This window comes from Aquirufa sp. A-Brett2-15D, from assembly GCF_054558735.1.
The window spans coordinates 55,825-74,490 of the sequence record NZ_JBSKFT010000001.1 but is presented as its reverse complement, the minus strand read 5'-3'; the positions used below and the strand labels follow the sequence as shown (position 1 = coordinate 74,490).

Below are 18,666 nucleotides of genomic sequence, written 5' to 3'. Positions count from 1 at the left end.
CTCTTTGAACTTTGCTCTTTGCACTTTGAACTTTTGACTTTGAACTTTGAACTTTGGTCTTTGCTATTTGAAAAGCCGCTTTTAAGGAGCCACCCGATAACACTCCCAATCCCCTTTCGTTCTTTCATTATATACCACGCGGTCGTGCAGGCGTGAAGGTCTGCCCTGCCAAAATTCAAAATAATCCGGAACTAATCGATAGCCACCCCAGTGTTCTGGCTTCGGAATCGTTTTGCCTTCATATTGCGCGGCTAGCTCAGCGTAACGTTTTTCTAATTCTTCGCGGGAAACTCGGGTACTTTGTTCAGAAACCCAAGCACCTAATTGCGATTCGCGCGGGCGAGAATGAAAGTAAGCAGTAGATAATTCGACAGAGAGTTTTTCGACGTGACCTTCGATGCGGATTTGGCGCTCGAGCTCTCCCCAAAAAAAAGTGACAGACGCTTGCGAAGTAAAAGCTAATTCCTGGCCTTTACGGGATTCATAATTAGTGAAAAAGCTGAAACCATGATCGACTGTTTTTAATAAAACGATGCGACCTGAAGGACGTCCTGATGAACTTAATGTGCTTAAAAACATTGCATTAGGCTCTGGAACCTCTGCTGATTGTGCTTCTTTAAACCAAATTGAAAATTGGGCAAAAGGATCTGGATGTACATGTGATTCGTGCAATTCCCCTTTTTGGTAGTTCAGGCGTAGGTCAGCTAAGTTCATAATTTCGAGGATAAATTTGTTATATTTACAAAGGCAATCTCTATCCCCAAATATAGCTGAATTACATGAAAAAATTATTCCTTTTTGACGCGATGGCTTTGATTTATCGCGCGCATTTTGCTTTTGCTAAAACACCCCGAATTTCTTCGAAGGGAATTAATACTTCCGCCGTTTTTGGCTTTGCAAATACGATCTTAGAGGTCATAAATAAGGAAAAACCAGATTATTTAGGGGTAGCTTTTGACACACCTAAACCTACCTTTCGACATGTGGAATACACGCCCTACAAGGCTCAGCGTCAGGAACAACCGGAAGACATTTCCATTGCGATTCCCTATGTGAAGCGTTTAGTAGAGGCGATGGATATCCCTATCTTGATTTTAGATGGCTATGAGGCGGATGACGTGATAGGGACAATTGCGAAAAAGGCGGTGCGGGCGAATCCGGATATCGTGGTCTACATGATGACTCCGGATAAGGATTATGGACAATTAGTCGAGGAGCGAATTAAGATGTACAAACCTGCCTTTATGGGTAAGGGAGTGGAGGTTTTAGGGCCCAAGGAGGTGTGCCAACGTTGGAACATCGAAAACGTGGATCAAGTGATTGATATGCTCGGGTTGATGGGCGATGCGGTGGATAATATTCCGGGCATTCCTGGAGTGGGTGAAAAGACTGCTCAAAAGCTGATCGAGCAATTCGGATCTTTGGAAAACTTATTAGACAATACCGACCAACTGAAAGGCAAATTGCAGGAAAACTTGATCAATTTTAGGGAGCAAGGCATCCTTTCGAAGTATTTGGCCCGTATTTTACTAGAAGTACCTATTGAATACGAGGAAGAGAAACTACTGGCTACTCCGCCTAATCGCGCTTTATTAGAACCATTATTAGAAGAATTAGAATTTAGAACCCTACGCAAACGAATTTTAGGGGAGGACGAACCCGTGGTGGCTAAAGTGAAAGCTTCGCCTAAAGTGGATTCGAACCAAATGGATATGTTCGGATCCCCTATCGCTGCTAGCGCGAATTCGGAACTGGAGGAGGAAGAGGAAGTCACTACGACGAGCTATTCGAATCTAAGTAACACGGCGCATCAATACCATTTAGTGCAAGGGGAGAATGCGATTAAGTCGTTGATTAGCTTTTTGGATCGCCAGGATTCCTTCTGTTTTGACACAGAAACGACGAGTTTGATAGCAATCGAGGCGCAATTAGTGGGCATGTCCTTCTCTTACCGCAAGGGTGAGGCCTTTTATGTGCCTTTCCCAGAAGATCAGGCGGCTTGTCAGGTGCAGGCAGATTTATTTAAGGCTATTTTTGCCAAAGAATCCACCATCAAAATCGCTCAAAACATCAAATACGACATGAGCGTCATGCGTAATTACGGCATTGAAATCAAAGGAGCAACCTATGACACCATGCTGGCGCATTATTTGATTGAACCGGAGAAGCGTCACGGGATGGATGCTTTGGCCCTCGCCTATTTAAGCTACGAACCGATGTCAATCGAAAACTTAATCGGCAAAAAAGGTGCGAAACAAGGTAACATGCGGGAAGTTGAGCTAAACCTCATCAAAGAATACGCCGCGGAAGACGCAGACATCACCCTGCAATTAAAGCCGTTTTTAGATAAACAATTAACGACAAACCCGAAGGCAGTACAATTATTAAATGAGGTAGAAATGCCACTGGCACGTGTTTTATCAGCGATCGAATGCGAAGGAGTGAACTTAGATGTTCCTTTCTTACAGGAGATGTCTAAAACTTTGGAGGCTGATTCCAAAGCCGTCCAAGAAAAGATTTTTGCGACCGCCGGACAAGTATTTAACATCGCCTCACCTAAACAATTAGGGGAGATTTTGTTTGAGAAACTAAAACTAGACCCGAAGGCAAAAAAGACCAAAACCGGACAATACATGACAGGCGAAGAGGTGCTTTCGAAACTGGAATCAGAACACGAAATCGCTTCACTGATTTTAGATTTCCGTGAGTTACAAAAATTAAAATCGACTTACGTGGATGCACTTCCAGCTCTAATATCACCTAAAACAGGCCGAATTCATACGTCCTTCATGCAAGCTGTGACAGCCACTGGCCGTCTTTCTTCGAAGGATCCTAACTTGCAAAACATCCCGATTCGTACGGTAAGGGGCCGCGAAATCCGCAAAGCCTTCATCCCACGCGATGAAAACCACTTGATTTTATCTGCGGATTATTCCCAAATCGAACTCCGCATCATGGCCGCCTTTTCTAAAGACGATTCCATGCTGGATGCCTTCAATAATGGTTTAGACGTGCACAAGGCAACAGCTGCGAAAGTTTTCCATGTTCCTTTAGAGGAAGTTACTTCGGATATGCGTCGCAAGGCGAAGACGGTGAATTTTGGGATTATTTACGGCGTTTCTGCTTTCGGGCTTGCCGCACAATTAGCTATCTCCCGTACAGAGGCGAAGGAAATCATCGATCAATATTTCGTTGAATTCCCTAAGGTGAAGACTTTTATGGACCAAAGCATCGCCGACGCACGCGAAAACGGTTACGTCGAAACTGTTTTGGGTCGCCGCCGCTACCTGCGCGATATCTTATCCGCCAACATGAACGAACGCGGATTTGCAGAACGCAACGCGATTAACGCCCCCATCCAAGGGTCAGCCGCCGATATGATCAAAGTCGCAATGATTCAAATTCAAGATTACCTCGAGAAAGAGAACCTAAAATCGAAGATGATCCTAACCGTTCATGATGAATTGGTATTCGACGCACACAAAGACGAAGTCGACTTATTAAAAGTTCAGATTAATAAAATCATGTGCGAGGCCATGGACCTAGGTGTCGCGATGGAAACCGGCATTGGCGTGGGAGAAAATTGGCTGGAAGCGCATTAAAAATCAGCGAAGCTGATTTTTCAAATTACAAATTTCAAAGACCAAAGTTTAGATAAAGTCAAAAAGTCGCCACTAGCGGCTTAGTCGTCACTTCGTGACTTAGTCAAAAATTAGTATGAACTTTGCTATTTGCTCTTTGAACTTTGCTCTTTGAACTTTGCTCTTTACTATTTGTCCAAAAACCTCTCCGTAATCCCTTGATACGAATCAATTCGTCTGTCTCTAAAGAAAGGCCAAGTTCTGCGGTAGTATTCGCTGGAATCGACATTAACATCGACTAGCGCGATTTCCTCTTGATCGTGAGAGGCTTGGAAAATAACGCGACCGAAGGCATTGGAAACAAAGCTTCCACCCCAAAATTGTTGGCCATTCTCTTCTCCAACCCGATTAACGGATACGACTGGAACGCCGTTTGCAATAGAATGAGAACGTTGGATGGTTTGCCAAGCTTGGTATTGTTCACGGTTAATTTCGCCGTCCTTCTCTTCTAAATCCCAACCAATGGCAGTAGGATACACTAAAACTTCCGCCCCTTTCAAGGCAGTGAGACGAGCAGCTTCGGGATACCATTGATCCCAGCAGATGAGTACCCCGATTTTAGCATACTTCGTATCAAAAACCTGGTAGCCTAAATCTCCGGGCGTAAAATAATATTTTTCATAATAGCCTGGATCATCAGGAATGTGCATTTTACGGTATTTCCCTAGGTATTTCCCGTCGGCATCAATCACCGCGGTTGTGTTATGGTAAAGTCCAGCTGCACGTTTTTCAAAAAGGGAGGCTACGATAACCACGTTTAATTCCGCTGCTAAAGCTCCTAATTCATCCGTAGATGGGCCCGGGATCGCCTCTGCCAAGGCAAAGAAATCCTGTTTTTCCTCAAAACAGAAATAGACCGATTTGAATAATTCTTGCAAGCAAATTACTTGCGCTCCTTTGCTCGCGGCATCGCGGATGGAGGAAATCGTTTTTTGCCAGTTTTCTGAAACAGTTGAGCTACAGGATAGCTGAATTAAAGCGAAGGAAACGTTTTTCATCAATATCTTGGTTATTACCTTGTAAATCTGGGTAAAATTAAGAAAAAACACGTTGCAAGCCTCATTCTTTGATTCTTTTCGGTAAATTGCAATCTAATTTAATTGATTTATTAAGTTTTAATGGAAAATAAAAAGCAAGATACCGCCTCGGCATTGAAGGATATAATTTCACACGCGAAAGAATATGGTTTCGTGTTTCCTTCCTCGGAAATTTATGATGGTTTGCAAGCGGTATATGATTATGGTCAAAACGGAGTTGAGCTGAAGAATAACCTGAAAACGGTTTGGTACAAAGCGATGACCATGTTGAATGATAACGTGGTAGGCTTGGATGCATCGATTTTCATGCACCCATCCACTTGGAAGGCATCAGGTCACGTGGATTCGTTTAATGATCCTATGATTGATAATAAGGATTCTAAAAAGCGTTATCGCGCGGATACCTTGTTAGAGGAAAGAGCTGCACAATTAGAGGACGAGGGAAAAGAGGCAGAGGGAAAGGCTTTATTACAAAAAATGGCGAAATGCTTAGATGCAGGGGATTTAGAGGGGGTTCGCCAGATTATTATTGATGAAAATATCAAGTGCCCCGTGTCGAACACGGCTAATTGGACTGAAGTGCGTCAATTTAATTTGATGTTCTCCACACAAGTAGGTGCTGTTTCAGAGGATGCGAGTTTAATTTATTTACGTCCAGAGACGGCTCAGGGAATTTTTGTTAATTTTTTGAATGTCCAAAAGACAGGCCGCATGAAGGTTCCTTTTGGCATAGCTCAAATAGGAAAAGCCTTCCGTAACGAGATTGTAGCTCGTAATTTCATCTTCCGTATGCGGGAATTCGAACAAATGGAGATGCAATTCTTCGTTCGCCCTGGCACTGAAATGGAATGGTATGCAAAGTGGAAAGAGACGCGAATGAAGTTCCATCAAGCATTAGGTTTACCAGCCACTTCTTTAAAGTTTCACGATCACGAAAAATTAGCGCACTACGCTAATGCGGCAGTGGATATTGAGTATAAATTTCCGTTTGGATTTAAAGAAATGGAAGGAATCCACTCCAGAACGGATTTTGATTTAAAAGCTCATCAAGATTTATCTAGAAAAAAACAACAATATTTTGACCCAGAAATAAACGAAAATTACATACCTTATGTAGTCGAAACGTCCGTAGGGGCTGATCGTTTATTCCTAGCCATACTTTGCAATGCCTATACAGAAGAAACGGTGGGTGAAGGAGAGCAAGAAAAACAACGTGTTTTCTTGAATTTCCACCCGGCTTTAGCTCCTGTAAAAGTAGCCGTTCTTCCTCTAGTGAAGAAGGATGGTTTAGCAGAGAAAGCGCAAGAAATTGTTAATAACATTAAATTTGCCTTTAATACCACGTACGACGATGGAGGCGCCATAGGCAAGCGTTATACTCGTCAAGATTTAATTGGGACGCCGTATTGTGTGGTGGTGGATTACCAAACCATGGAAGACAACACCGTGACCGTTCGCGATCGCAACACGATGACCCAAGAGCGCATTTCTATAGCAGACCTAAAGGAGAAAATTGGCCATGCTGTATCGATGGAGCGTATTTTTGAAAAACTTTTAAGTTAAAACGCAAACAACGACGATTATGATCACCGAAGAGACGAATCCAGAAGAATTGGAAACCACTCCCACTATTCCAGAAGAAACACCCGCAGAAGCAACAGTATCTGAAGCAACGCCAGTTGAAGAAACCGTAGTCGAAGAGACTTTAGTTGAAGAAACTGTAGTCGAAGAGACTTTAGTTGAAGAAACTGTAGTCGAAGAGACTGTAGTTGAAGAGACTGTAGTTGAAGAGACTGTAGTTGAAGAAACTGCAGTTGTAGAAACTGCAGTTGAAGCAGCAGCTCCAGCTGAAGTTGTTTTTCCTGTGGTAGAAGAAAAGGCCGTGGAATTTCCAAGTTTAGACCTTTCAAAAGCGACAAAAGAAAGCATTCTAGCTTTTTATGAGCAATTGAAAGCTATTCTTCAGGCAAGCGCCTCATCTGCGAACTTTAAAAAGGTTGATGAATTAACGAAAGAAGTAAGAACAGCATGGGAAGCAATGAAGCAAGGCGAACGCGCTGAGGCTATAGCTGCTTTTAAAGCTGGTAATGAAGATTCAGAAGAAGGATTCTCTTTTAAGGGGGATGAAATCTCGCAAAAAATCGACGCCATTTCCGCCTTCATTCGAACTGAAAGGTCTGCTTTCTTCTCTAATTTGGAAAAATTAAGAGAGAAGGCACTAGAGGGTAAAACTCGTTTAATAAATGATTTAAGAACATTAGTAGATTCGGATGATAATTCAGATCCCGCTCACGTAAATGCCAGCTTTAAGGCCTTCAAGAAGATTCAAGAAGAGTGGAAAGGTTTAGGAAGTGTGCAAGGTCCGATGAATCAAACGCTTTGGCAGAGTTATCATGCCTTAGTGGATCGTTTCTATAGCAATAGAAGTATTTTCTTCGAATTATTAGAATTAGATCGCAAGAAAAATTTACAAGCGAAAGAGGTCATTGCGGCTAAGCTTGAGGTGATGGCTGCTGCCATTAGCGAAGGAGGAAATGTTCAAAAACTGTTAAAAGAAGCAGAGGAACTTTTCGAGGAATACAAGCACATTGGACCTGCGAATAGAGACGATAATGAGGCGCTGTGGACGCGTGTGAAGAAATCATTGGATATACTTTTTGAACAAAAAAGAGCCCTTAATGATGCCCAAAAGCAAGTATTCACAGAGAATTTAAAAGTAAAGCGTGAAATCGCAGATCTGATGAAGCATTATGCAAGTTTCACTGCAGCTAATATAAGTGAGTGGAATCAGGCATCTAAAGCGGTTTTAGCGCTTCAAGAGCAATGGAATAACTTAAAGGGTGGATTGCCTCGCGATGGGGGAAAAGAGGTGAGTCAGAACTTTTGGTCAGACTTAAAAACCTTCTTCAAACACAAGAGCGAGTTCTTCTCGAAAATCGATGCAGAACGTAAAGCGAACTTAGCTGCAAAGCAAGCCTTAATAGACCAGGTAAATGGTATCGTTGAAACGGGAACCATCACCCCTGAAGTGACTCAAATGGTCATCGAAACGCAGAAAAAGTGGAAAGAGATCGGTCATGTACCAGAGAAACAAAAAGATTCCATCTACGCGAAATTCAAGGCAGCATGTGATGACTACTTTAATTTAACACGCGAGAAAGGTAAGAATGCGAAGGACGTAGAGTTCGAAGCGAATTTAGAGGCTAAGCAAGCGATTCTAACCGAAATGGGAGCCATGTTACAGGATCCTAGTCTTTTAGCTTCTTTAGGCCAAAAGAAAGCAGCATGGGACGCAATCGGCTTCGTACCACGAAGAGATGTAAAAGTAATTCAAGAAAGTTTCCGCAACACGTGGAATGCTTTGATTGATCTAGCACGTACACAACCAAAAGAGCAATTAGCAGCTTGGGGCTTTGAATTAAAATCATTGGCTTCTGAAGCAAATACGGGTGGGGAGGAGAAAAAATCAGCTTCACCTGATGCGCGGAAGAAAATTCAAACTCTTGAAAATGATATCGCCGTGTTAACCAACAACTTAGAATTCTTTGCGAAGTCTAAAAACTCGGATAAACTACGAGAGGAAGTGGAAAAGAAAATTGCTCAAGCGGAAAAAGAACTCGCACAATTGAAAAAAGATTAATTTTTTTCAATCAATCTTTTGCGTTTTAATCCATTTGGCTTACTTTTGTGAACTCAAATGCGCCTCCTTAGCTCAGCTGGTAGAGCAACTGATTTGTAATCAGTAGGTCATTGGTTCGATCCCGATAGGAGGCTCTGGAAAGCTCGACAGCAATGTCGGGCTTTTTTGTTTTGAAACAGTATAATGATTAATACATCAAATGCTGCTTAGATGAATTACGCCAGCCAGCCTGACTCTCATAATTAACGAAATACACTTTCAAATCAGCTTGGCTTTCGTAGCGAACAAAATAGATCTTCTTCTTAGCTTGACTTATATAAGAAGTAAAAAACCACTTGCCATCATTCATTCCTGCTTGACTTTCGTATTTCACTTTAAACACTTTTAAATCTGCCTGACTTTCATAATTAACGACAAAAACTTTAACATCTGCTTGGCTTTCATAATCTACAGAAAAGATTTTTTGACACTTAGCAGAAAAGCTAAATAGTAGAATGGTGATTAATAGAGCTATTTTTTTCATAAAATTTAGAGTTAATAACTACTGCTCCGAAACAGTCATCCAAAAAATCAGGTAAATCAAAACAACTGCACCGAAGCTAATTCCAAACGTTAAACCGCCTATCCCAAGCGATAAAATAATAAATATAGCTCGTAAGACACCTGATGAAATACCCATTGATCGAGCAATTCCACCGATTACTCCGCCTAACCACTTATCATTTGCATTTCTATTCATAATAATCAGTTTTGAGGTAAACCATTCTTTACTGTTTTCTCCATATCAGGATGTAAAATGACTTTTCCAAAAATACCAAGTCCCACAATATTGCTCTTCCCCTCATAGCGAACTTTCGTTATTGAGAAGAGATAATAATCATCAACAATTACATTCTCCTCTACAAACTTATCTGTAAATGCACCTCCAATTGCAGCTCCAAAAGTTGCCCCTAACTGAGCAAACTCGTTGTCATTTTCACTCTTTAATTTATCTATTTCTGAGTTCAATAATTGCCGCATCTTATCTTTCAAAATTAACTTATGTTCGGCAGAAGAAGGGTTAGTTGCAAAGGCTCCAATACACAAAAGAAGTAAAAAAATTAGGTATAAATTTCTAGATGAACCTAGACCACTTGACTCATGTCTTTGCTTTGAAGTTGAATTCATCTGGAGATAAAATTTTAAGGTTTATTGAATTTAAGAACTTCCTAATTATTTCAACTAACAACGTTGAGCTATTTATTTAACGGCAAATATTAAAATAGTACCCCTAAATGCAATAATACAATAAAAAGTGTACTATATTGCACAATATAATCTAAATATGCGTATTTTTGATTAAATTAACATACAAAAGAGCAATATAATGCATCGTAAAAACATCAAAGAAATGCTAAAATTGAGGCGAATAACGCTTCAAACAACTCAAGAAACACTTTCTATTCTTTCCGGAGTTAGCCTTAGAACGGTGAAACAATTTGAAAGTGGGAAAGGGAATCCAACCCTAGATACGCTACAAAAAATCGCGGATGTTTTAGGACTTGAGCTGAAATTAGAAATCAAAACAATTTTTACTGAAGATGAGAAAAGCAACGATTCTATATAAGTCAGAACCCGCTGGAATTCTGAGTCAATTGGATAACGGGAGTTTTCATTTTAGCTATTTAGAGACCTGGCTTGATGATGAAATAAAGCCCGCTATTAGTTTGACCATGCCTAAGAAAAAAAAGGAATTTAAATCCCCTCACCTATTCCCTTTGTTCTTCCATCTTTTACCTGAGGGAGCGAACAAGCAGGCGGTCTGCAAATTCAAGAAGATTGATCCATCGGATCATTTTGGCATACTACTGAATACCGCTCGATTCGACACAATCGGAGCGATCACCTTGGAACAAATAAACGCATAAATGGATCAGCTACATTTTTGTCCCAGCACTCTTTCAGAAGGTCATCAAACCTATAATCGTTCTGCACTTCAAAATCTATTTAATAAACATAAAGTACATCATGTATTACCTTATGATTCCCCTGCAAATTCAGATGGAATTTCAAGCATTCTCTATGAGAACAGAACCATCATGTCTATTTCGGGAGTTCAAGAAAAGTTTTCATTGCTGCTGGAAAAGAATAAACTTCGTTTAGCCAAACTGGGAGAAAGTGGACAGTATTTAATAAAGCCCATTCCTACGCTAGGGAAGAATAGACATCTGATGCCGGCTAACGAACATCTAACGATGCAAATTGCGAAGCAGGTATTTCAGATAGAGACGGCTGAAAATGGTTTGATTTTCTTCCAAAATGGAGAAATGGCCTATTTAACGAAACGGTTCGACAGGGATGAGGCTGGACTGAAACGGGCGAAGGAGGACTTTGCGGTTTTGGCAGAACGAACTCCTCAAACGCACGGAATCAACTATAAATACGAAGGAAATTACCTGGAGTTATTCCAAATCATGCAGCAATATGTGCCTTCATACGCGATAGAAGCACCGAAATTGTTTAGAATTATCCTATTCAATTACCTATTCTCCAATGGAGATGCGCATTTAAAGAATTTCTCCTTGCTTGAAACGGAGGATGGTGACTTTGTTTTGAGCCCAGCCTATGATTTAATGAATACGGAAATGCATCAAGCTGAAATTGATTTCGCACTCAATGGCGGATTATATCCTAAATCACAATACCAAGGTAAATTAATTTTCCAATTCCAGCAGCTAGGTAAAATGGCAAACATCCCCGAAAAAATGATAGAGCGTTTATTAGCCCAAATGCTAACTAATTCAGAAAAGGTGGAGCGATTAATTCGAAGCTCTTTCCTAGATGAAAGTACTCAAAAAAACTACTACCAAGCTTACCAAGGAAGGCTAAAACGATTGAAATACATCTAAAACCTACCACATCTCCTCCACCTGCCGCGCAATCTCAGGTAAATCCTGCATCTTCATACAGTTGAAATGCCCTTTAGGACAAGTCTTAGTACCAAAATTTGAACAAGGCTGACAAGTTAAGTCAGGCACAATGGATTGAAAAACACGAGCAGAAGATTCAGCAGACATAAATGGTTCCACTTGTAAGGCAGGCGATGTCGCTCCCCAGATGGCAATGATATTTTTATCAAAGGCGCAGGCAATATACATAATCCCCGTGTCATGCGAAATCACTAAACGAGCCTTAGAAACGATTAAGGCGGATTCATGCAAGGAATAGGTGCCGCACGTATTTATGATGCGCTCAGGATCAATAGCTGACAAAGCATCCCCATCTGCGACTTCCTCCTTCCCTCCTACTAAAACGATGGGATGGGGAATTTGGGAACATACTACCTTCAATGAATCTAAAGGCAATTTCTTCGTAAAATAGGAGGCGCCTATCACAAGAGCAACATAACCAGCTGGGAAAAAAGTGGGCTCGCTAACACCCGGGGGCACAAAATAATCTAATCCCTTTCCATCGTAAGTGACACCTAATGGGGCCAAGGTATCCACGCTACGCATCGAGATGTGGCGGTCAGGCATCCGATTCACTCCGAATTTGGTTAATAAAAACTTCTCGACACTCAGTTTATTATAAGATAAATAGGGTACACCCAGCACCTTGCGAATCCGCAAACTGCGCAGATTCTTGTGTAAATCGATGATGTAATCGAAAGAATAGGCTTTTAATTCCTGAATAGTAGCGGATAGGTCTTTATCAAAATAATGGAATTGATCCACGTAAGGATTCGCCTCAGTAACAGCCTTCATCGACTTCTTTGTCAAGAAATGAATCTCCACACCAGGTATCTGCTGCTTCGCGCAACGAAGTGCTGGGGAAGCTAAAACGATGTCACCGATGGCCGAAAAACGAATAAAAAGTAGACGCATAATTAAATTCTGAATTTAAAGTTAATTCATCCCGGGAGAATTTCTATTGTAAATGTTTTAATTTAAATTTAGCTATGCAACGTAGAAACTTCATTAAAGGTGGCCTTTTGGCGTCATCCCTTTCCCTAAAATCGTCTTCATCGCCTTTAGCGCCCATCGAGTTTACTCCCATTAGTTTAGAGGAACGCAAGATGCGTGTAATTAAAGCACAAAAACTGATGGCTGAAAAGCAAATTCAAGCTATCATTTTAGACGCAGGAATTAATCTGAATTATTTTACGGGCATTAATTGGCATCCCTCCGAGCGATCGATGTTAGCCATAATTCCAGCAAAGGGCGATATTCAGTTTATTTGCCCGGCTTTTGAGGAAGACCGATTTCTAGAAATGGCTCCCGCTGGGACGAAAGTTCAGATTTGGGAAGAGGATGAAAATCCATTTGCCTTAATAATTTGTGTTTTGCAGGGTATAGGAATTCATGCAGGCCAAATAGGCATAGAGGAATTCTGTCGTTTCTTCATTTTCGATGGGCTACGAAAAGCAGGTGCAAACTATAGCTTCATCAGTGCTGATCCGATTACCATTCCTTGCCGAATCATTAAATCTTCGGCCGAAATTGCGTTAATGCAAAAGGCAAACGATGCCACGGTTAAAGCCATTCAAGCCGGAATCGCTGCTTTAAGCTTAGGCTGCAGTCCCCGTCAAATCTCCCAAAAAATTGCTCAAGCACACGCAGAGCAAGGAACAGTGCATGGATTTGCGTCGGTGACTTTTGGGGTGGCGACTTCTTTTCCACACGGAAGCTCACGCAAACAAATCCTTAAAAACGGCGATGTCGTTATGCTCGATTGCGGTTGTAGTGTGGGAGGATATGAATCTGATATTACACGGACCGTTGTTTTTGGAGAGCCTAGCGCGAAGCAAAAACAGATCTGGGAGCTTGAGAAGAAGGCTCAACAGGCTGGTTTCGAGGCAGCTAAATTAGGTGCTCCGGCAGAGAATGTGGATAATGCCGCTCGTAAAGTATTAGTGGACGCGGGCTTTGGCCCAGATTATAAAATGCCTGGATTACCTCATCGAACGGGTCACGGCATCGGAATGAGTGGCCACGAATGGGGAAATATGGTGCGTGGAAATAAGGCGCCTTTAGAAATAGGAATGTGTTTCAGTATTGAACCTACGATTGCGATTCCAGGGGAATTTGGTGTAAGACTGGAAGATTGTGCTTATATGACGGCAGATGGTCCTAAATGGTTCACCAAACCTAGCCCATCGATATCAGAGCCGTTTTAATGTGAGAGTCTGATTCACGCAAGACGGAATATCGCGTTCATAATGACTAACGTAGAGAAGCGTCATTTCCGAATTTGAAGCCAAATAATCTAGTACCGTCTTCAGGTGCTCGGTTTGTGCGCTGTCCAAACCCTGACAAGGCTCATCTAGAATTAATAATTCCGGATTCTTCACCATAGCTCTGCCTATCAAAACCAGGCGCTGCTCGCCTCCTGAAATTTCTCGAAAAGAGCGATCCGCTAAATGAGAAATTCCCATCACCTTCATCCAGTGATTCACTTGCGCTGTTTGATCTTCTGAAACCCGTTTAAATAAACCTAAGGTGTCAAATAAACCAGAGGCTACCACCGAAAAGCAAGATCCCTCTTCCTTAAAATACAAATGTAATTCCGGACTCAGATACCCGATTTTCTTTTTGATATCCCAAATACTTTCGCCTGTTCCTCGTTTTCGATCAAACAAGGTAATATCCTGCGAATAGGCTTGAGGATTATCTGCCGTAATTAAACTAATCAAAGTCGACTTACCGGCCCCGTTAGGACCTTTAATGACCCAACGCTCCCCCCTCTTTACTAACCAAGTAAACTCTTTTAAAATAGTTTTAGCGCCATATTTAATCTGCACCTTATCCATTTTAACGGCAACCTCGAAAGGGGCCAAAGGGCGCAGTAAAGGCATGGGTTTCTCTAAGGCTGTCTGTCGTACTGGCAATTCAATGATTTGATTAATAAAATCGGGTACATCGCCGGGTGAAGACACCAATATAAAATGGATGCCTTTATCTTGCAGCGCGAGTAATCCTGTAGTTAAAGTCTCTCGACCATTTACATCCAAACCTACATAGGGATTATCTAAAATCAACCAATCAGGCTGGTAGGCTAAGGCTTTCACGATTTGTAGACGCTTATTTTCCCCATTTGAAAGCTGAATCATGGGCCTCTTTACTAAGTCTTCGATCTCGAAAAGCTGAATCCAATTGCCTACGGCCAAATCCTTCAGTTCCTCTTCTACGGTATAGGAATCATCGCAGTCAGACGAATTAAAGCGCTGTTGTAAGTAGAATTCAGATAAATTACTTCGATTCTTGAATTGATGCTGTTGCTCCACAAGCATAACTTGGGCCCGCTTATCCGGATTTCGCGAAGACAAAAAGACTTCTCCTGTTCTGAACAAACGACCCGCTAAAGCTTTTGCTAAAGACGTCTTTCCAGAACCCATAGGTCCTACTATCGCTGTTAACTGCCCTGGCAAAATGGTAAATGAAATGTTCGAAACGACAGACTGAGCGCCTAAAGAAACGGAAACATCAGAAATTTTAGCCGGATAGGATTTCAAGAATTATTACTTATTTTTATCAAAATTAAACCTATTACATGAAAAATAACAACAATCCATCCCGCCGCCAGTTTTTGGCAGCCGGCTCAATGGCCTCGTTAGGCCTTTTGTGGGCTTCAAATTCTTCCTTCAGTTTTGCTAAACCAAACTCTGTTTTTGGTGGAGTACAAGTAGGAGCCATTACTTATTCTTACCGCAGTATGCCGGGAGATATTAAACAAATCATCCAGTATTGCGTAGATTCAGGTGTTTCTGCCATTGAATTAATGGGGGATGCTGTGGAAGATTATGCAGGCCGTCCGGTAAATCCGGTACCCATGCGTTGGACACCAGGTCAGCCGCGTCCTACGTTGACAGATGAGCAACGTGCAGCGATGGCAAAATATCAAAAGGATGTATCTACTTGGAGAGAGTCTGTTTCCATGGACAAATTCAAGGAAGTTCGCAAGATGCTGGATGAGGCAGGAATCTCTGTATATGCTTACAAACCTAATGCCTTTGGAGAGAAAAACTCAGATGCAGAAGTAGAATCAGCATTGCGTGCCGCTAAAGTACTAGGAGCTAAATCTGTGACATTAGAATTACCATCAGCAGCACAAACGCAACGTTTAGGCGCTTTGGGCGAGAAAAACAAAATCTATTTCGGATACCATACGCATACCCAGGTGAAGGATACGGTGTATGATGAGGCTTTGGCCCAAAACAAATACAACTCCATCAACCTAGATTGTGGTCATTACATCGCCGTGGGAGCTCCTCATACAAGCGCCTCTTTACTAGCGTTTATCGAAGCAAAGCACGACCGGATCACCAGCATGCACATCAAAGATCGTACGTCGAAAGAACATGGAGCAGGTAACCTAGTTTGGGGATCTGGCGATACTCCTTTAAAGGAAGTATTAACCTTGCTGAAGAAGAATAAGTACAAATTCCCAGCGACAATCGAGTTAGAATACGAAGTTCCAGCTGGTTCTACTCCAGTAGAAGAAGTGAAGAAATGCGTGGCTTATGCTAAGAATATATTAGCTTAAATTTTACGCTTGCAAAAAAGGCCGCTTCATTATGTGAAGCGGCCCTTTTTTTATTTATACGCATCTATCGTCTCAATGCTTCCATCAGGGCGGTATTTCAGCTCTGTCACTTTGATGTTTCTAAGGTGAGTCCTACCCGAAATCTCCACATCGTGGTAATACAAGTACCACTTTCCATTTTGCTCCACAATCGAGTGATGGTTTGTCCAACCTTTCACTGGTTTTAAAATCACTCCTTGGTAGGTAAAAGGTCCATAAGGACTCGTTCCGGTAGCATAAGCAATATTATGCGTATCCCCTGTCGAATAAGAGAAATAGTATTTACCTTGGTATTGATGAACGAAAGCCGCTTCAAAGAAACGGCGATCATGGTCTTCTGATAATAATACCTTGCCTTGAGCATCTAAAATCTGCACATTCCGAGGTGCTTCCGCCATCGCTTTCATATTTGCATCTAAGCGAGCAACCTTTGCCATCAAAGCAGGTTGACCATTCGCAGGCTGAGACTCATCCGTCGCGCCATAAACACCTGACTTCCAGCGCTGCAATTGACCACCCCAAATACCACCAAAATAGAGGTAATAGGACCCATCCTTATCTTTAAACACGCAAGGATCGATGCTGAAAGAATCCTTCATATAGTCTTTTTCAGCTTTAAAAGGCCCTTCTGGTTTCGGCGAGGACGCCACCCCTATTCTGAAAACTCCCTCCTTATCCTTTGCCGGAAAATATAAATAATAATTACCCTTTGATTCGGCTGCATCTGGCGCCCAAAGCATTTTTGAAGCCCAAGCCACATCTTCTAATTTAAGCGCCACACCATGATCTACCACGGGACTTGCAGGCGTCTTTTGAGATAATACATGGTAATCTCGCATCGCAAAATGACTTCCTAAATCATCCTCCTTTACACCCGCGTCGATGTCATGAGAGGGATAAATGTAAATTTGGCCCTTAAATACGTGTGCTGATGGATCTGCGGTGAACATATGGGAAACCAAAGGTTTCGACTGACCCATTGCCGCTAAACTTAGGAGACTTAATGCAAGTATTTTTTTCATAGTAAATCATTTATGTTTAAAGGCTCGAATTGTTTATTTTTACTTTCATGAAACCGATCGAAACTGCCTTATTATCTTATGGAATGTCAGGACGTGTTTTTCACGCCCCTTTCATTCAATTACATCCCGAGTTCAATTTAGCAGGATCCTGGGAACGCTCCAAGAAAAACATCGAGAATGCCTACCCTGGTGTGCAGTCGTATGATTCTATGGAAGCTGTTTTAGCAGATCCATCGATTGAATTAGTCATCGTCAATACCCCCATTTATTCTCATTTCGAGTATGCCTCAGCTGCCTTAAAAGCGGGTAAGCACATCGTCGTGGAAAAAGCCTTTACCTGTAATGCTTCAGAGGCAGAGCAATTAGTGGCGCTAGCTCAGGAGGTTAATAAACATATTTTTATTTACCAAAACCGTCGTTGGGATTCCGATTTCTTAACCCTCAAAAAGGTACTTGAATCTGGCTCTTTAGGCGATATCGTCGAAGCGGAATTTCACTTTGACCGTTATAATCCACTGATGTCCCCTAAACGACACAAGGAAGATGCCGGTCCGGGAGCTGGAATCGTGACTGATTTAGGTCCACATTTAATCGACCAAGCCTTGCATTTATTTGGCAAACCTACGCACGTGTTTGCAGATTTGCGCAAAACTCGTCCTGGTACAGAGGTGATCGACCTTTTCGAGATATTATTATACTACCCATCCTTGCGCGTTCGACTAAAAAGTGGCTACTATTTTAAAGAACCTATCCCTGCCTTCCAATTACATGGAACAAAAGGAAGCTTTATAAAAACTCGCTCCGATCGCCAAGAGGTAGATTTAGACAAAGGCCATGTGCCCATGGGTGAAAACTGGGGTGTGGATGCCGTTAGTGAAAACGGACTTTTGCATGTAGAAGGCAACAGCCCAGAACGTATTCCAACGGAAAAAGGAAATTATATGGCATTCTATGAAAATGTGTATCAATCTTTGCGGGAAGGGGCACATCCAGCTGTACCAGGCGAGGATGGAATCGCGAGTATGCGCGTTATCGATGCAGCCTACGAAAGTTTAGAAAAACAAGCGGTAATCGCCTATTAAAGATGGAATTATTCAAACAATTTGAGCCAGAATTAAGTAAAAAGATTCAGCAAGCGGGTGTCATTCGTAAATTCAAAACGGACGAATATCTGATGAAAACAGGGCAATCTATTCGCTCTGCGGTGTTAGTCACGAAGGGAATTGTTAAAGTTTTCCGGGAAGATGATGAAGGCAACGAGGTATTTATGTACAACTTACATCCAGGTGAAGCTTGTGCTATTTCGATGACTTGTGCGGCAAGACAATTGTCATCTCAGATCATGGCCAAAGCCTTAGTAGACACCGAAGTCATTGCCATTCCCATCGAATTAATGGACGAATGGGCTGCCAAATACAAGTCTTGGTACCAGTTTGTGCTCGAGACCTACCGCTCCCGATTTGAAGAACTACTAGACACCTTAGATCAAATCGCGTTTAGAAATCTGGATGAACGTCTGCTTTGGTACTTAAAACAACACCAAAAAAGTCTAAAAACGAATATCCTAAAGGCTTCATTTACCGATATTGCTCAAGAACTGAACTCATCGAGAGAAGTGATTTCTCGTTTAATGAAGAAATTAGCGGAGAAGGGGTACATAAATATCAATAAAAATCAGATCGAAATCATCGATTTAAACATGTGATATTTATCACGAAATAATCGAAATGAAAAGGTGAATTTTACATCACCAACTAATTAATATC

18 protein-coding genes and 1 tRNA gene are annotated in these 18,666 nt (G+C 41.8%); 11 read left to right on the top strand and 8 right to left on the bottom strand.

The features are described 5' to 3' along the window. Positions 1-81: 81 nt before the first annotated feature. Positions 82-714 carry a pyridoxamine 5'-phosphate oxidase gene (gene pdxH / locus ACST14_RS00360; RefSeq protein ID WP_459459427.1) on the bottom strand — a complete coding sequence of 211 codons (633 nt, stop codon included), beginning with the start codon at positions 712-714 and terminating at the stop codon, positions 82-84. A 65-nt stretch (positions 715-779) separates the two neighbouring features. Here pdxH and polA point away from each other — a divergent pair, with 65 nt between their 5' ends. Beyond that, entirely contained in the window at positions 780-3,602 is a 2,823-nt protein-coding gene (polA, locus tag ACST14_RS00355; protein WP_459459425.1) for a DNA polymerase I, read from the top strand. 167 nt (positions 3,603-3,769) lie between these two features. Here polA and ACST14_RS00350 read toward each other — a convergent pair whose 3' ends face one another. Then, positions 3,770-4,642 carry a carbon-nitrogen hydrolase gene (locus tag ACST14_RS00350; RefSeq protein ID WP_459459423.1) on the bottom strand — a complete coding sequence of 291 codons (873 nt, stop codon included), beginning with the start codon at positions 4,640-4,642 and terminating at the stop codon, positions 3,770-3,772. Between the two features lie 117 nt (positions 4,643-4,759). On the opposite strand from ACST14_RS00350, the gene ACST14_RS00345 reads away from it, so the two are divergent. The 3 genes from ACST14_RS00345 to ACST14_RS00335 all read left to right on the top strand — a co-directional run bounded on the left by ACST14_RS00345 (position 4,760) and on the right by ACST14_RS00335 (position 8,452). Next, positions 4,760-6,241, top strand: a complete 1,482-nt coding sequence (locus ACST14_RS00345) for a glycine--tRNA ligase (protein WP_459459421.1) — start codon at positions 4,760-4,762, stop codon at positions 6,239-6,241. A gap of 19 nt (positions 6,242-6,260) precedes the next feature. Further along, positions 6,261-8,318: a DUF349 domain-containing protein gene (locus ACST14_RS00340; protein WP_459459419.1), complete on the top strand. Its 2,058-nt coding sequence runs from the start codon at positions 6,261-6,263 to the stop codon at positions 8,316-8,318. 61 nt (positions 8,319-8,379) lie between these two features. After that, positions 8,380-8,452: transfer RNA gene (locus ACST14_RS00335), tRNA-Thr, on the top strand. 53 nt (positions 8,453-8,505) lie between these two features. Here ACST14_RS00335 and ACST14_RS00330 read toward each other — a convergent pair. From ACST14_RS00330 to ACST14_RS00320, 3 genes are read right to left on the bottom strand one after another with little or no spacing between them, the layout of a single operon-like run. Further along, positions 8,506-8,841: a DUF6150 family protein gene (locus ACST14_RS00330; protein ID WP_459459417.1), complete on the bottom strand. Its 336-nt coding sequence runs from the start codon at positions 8,839-8,841 to the stop codon at positions 8,506-8,508. 18 nt (positions 8,842-8,859) lie between these two features. Next, a complete protein-coding gene (locus ACST14_RS00325; RefSeq protein ID WP_459459415.1) occupies positions 8,860-9,057 on the bottom strand; it encodes a PspC domain-containing protein in 198 nt (65 codons plus the stop codon). A 5-nt stretch (positions 9,058-9,062) separates the two neighbouring features. Next, positions 9,063-9,485, bottom strand: coding sequence for a hypothetical protein (locus tag ACST14_RS00320; RefSeq protein WP_459459413.1), 423 nt, complete (start codon positions 9,483-9,485; stop codon positions 9,063-9,065). A 199-nt stretch (positions 9,486-9,684) separates the two neighbouring features. Here ACST14_RS00320 and ACST14_RS00315 point away from each other — a divergent pair, with 199 nt between their 5' ends. From ACST14_RS00315 to ACST14_RS00305, 3 genes are read left to right on the top strand one after another with little or no spacing between them, the layout of a single operon-like run. Beyond that, positions 9,685-9,924 (top strand): helix-turn-helix domain-containing protein, encoded by a 240-nt coding sequence (locus ACST14_RS00315; RefSeq protein ID WP_459459411.1) that lies wholly within the window; start codon positions 9,685-9,687, stop codon positions 9,922-9,924. Further along, a complete protein-coding gene (locus ACST14_RS00310) occupies positions 9,899-10,225 on the top strand; it encodes a HipA N-terminal domain-containing protein (protein ID WP_459459409.1) in 327 nt (108 codons plus the stop codon). The genes ACST14_RS00315 and ACST14_RS00310 overlap by 26 nt, the downstream gene beginning before the upstream one ends. Beyond that, entirely contained in the window at positions 10,226-11,206 is a 981-nt protein-coding gene (locus ACST14_RS00305) for a type II toxin-antitoxin system HipA family toxin (RefSeq protein WP_459459407.1), read from the top strand. Between the two features lie 3 nt (positions 11,207-11,209). Here ACST14_RS00305 and ACST14_RS00300 read toward each other — a convergent pair whose 3' ends face one another. Continuing rightward, complete coding sequence (locus ACST14_RS00300) at positions 11,210-12,181, bottom strand: glycosyltransferase family 9 protein (protein ID WP_459459405.1); 972 nt, start codon at positions 12,179-12,181, stop codon at positions 11,210-11,212. A 74-nt stretch (positions 12,182-12,255) separates the two neighbouring features. Between ACST14_RS00300 and ACST14_RS00295 the strand changes: the two genes are divergently transcribed. Next, the gene (locus tag ACST14_RS00295; RefSeq protein WP_459459403.1) at positions 12,256-13,473 is read left to right on the top strand and encodes a M24 family metallopeptidase; all 1,218 of its coding nucleotides are present in this window, start codon (positions 12,256-12,258) and stop codon (positions 13,471-13,473) included. Here ACST14_RS00295 and ACST14_RS00290 read toward each other — a convergent pair. Further along, on the bottom strand, positions 13,459-14,808 hold the full coding sequence (locus tag ACST14_RS00290; RefSeq protein ID WP_459459401.1) for an ATP-binding cassette domain-containing protein: 1,350 nt from the start codon (positions 14,806-14,808) through the stop codon (positions 13,459-13,461). The two genes, ACST14_RS00295 and ACST14_RS00290, sit on opposite strands and share 15 nt — an antisense overlap. 38 nt (positions 14,809-14,846) lie before the next feature. Between ACST14_RS00290 and ACST14_RS00285 the strand changes: the two genes are divergently transcribed. Then, positions 14,847-15,839, top strand: coding sequence for a sugar phosphate isomerase/epimerase family protein (locus ACST14_RS00285; RefSeq protein WP_459459399.1), 993 nt, complete (start codon positions 14,847-14,849; stop codon positions 15,837-15,839). Positions 15,840-15,889: 50 nt separating this feature from the next. On the opposite strand, the gene ACST14_RS00280 is transcribed toward ACST14_RS00285, so the two are convergent. Beyond that, a complete protein-coding gene (locus ACST14_RS00280; protein ID WP_459459397.1) occupies positions 15,890-16,900 on the bottom strand; it encodes a glycoside hydrolase family 43 protein in 1,011 nt (336 codons plus the stop codon). Between the two features lie 47 nt (positions 16,901-16,947). Here ACST14_RS00280 and ACST14_RS00275 point away from each other — a divergent pair, with 47 nt between their 5' ends. After that, positions 16,948-17,982, top strand: coding sequence for a Gfo/Idh/MocA family oxidoreductase (locus ACST14_RS00275; RefSeq protein ID WP_459459395.1), 1,035 nt, complete (start codon positions 16,948-16,950; stop codon positions 17,980-17,982). A 2-nt stretch (positions 17,983-17,984) separates the two neighbouring features. Continuing rightward, the gene (locus ACST14_RS00270; RefSeq protein WP_459459393.1) at positions 17,985-18,605 is read left to right on the top strand and encodes a Crp/Fnr family transcriptional regulator; all 621 of its coding nucleotides are present in this window, start codon (positions 17,985-17,987) and stop codon (positions 18,603-18,605) included. Positions 18,606-18,666 lie beyond the last annotated feature (61 nt).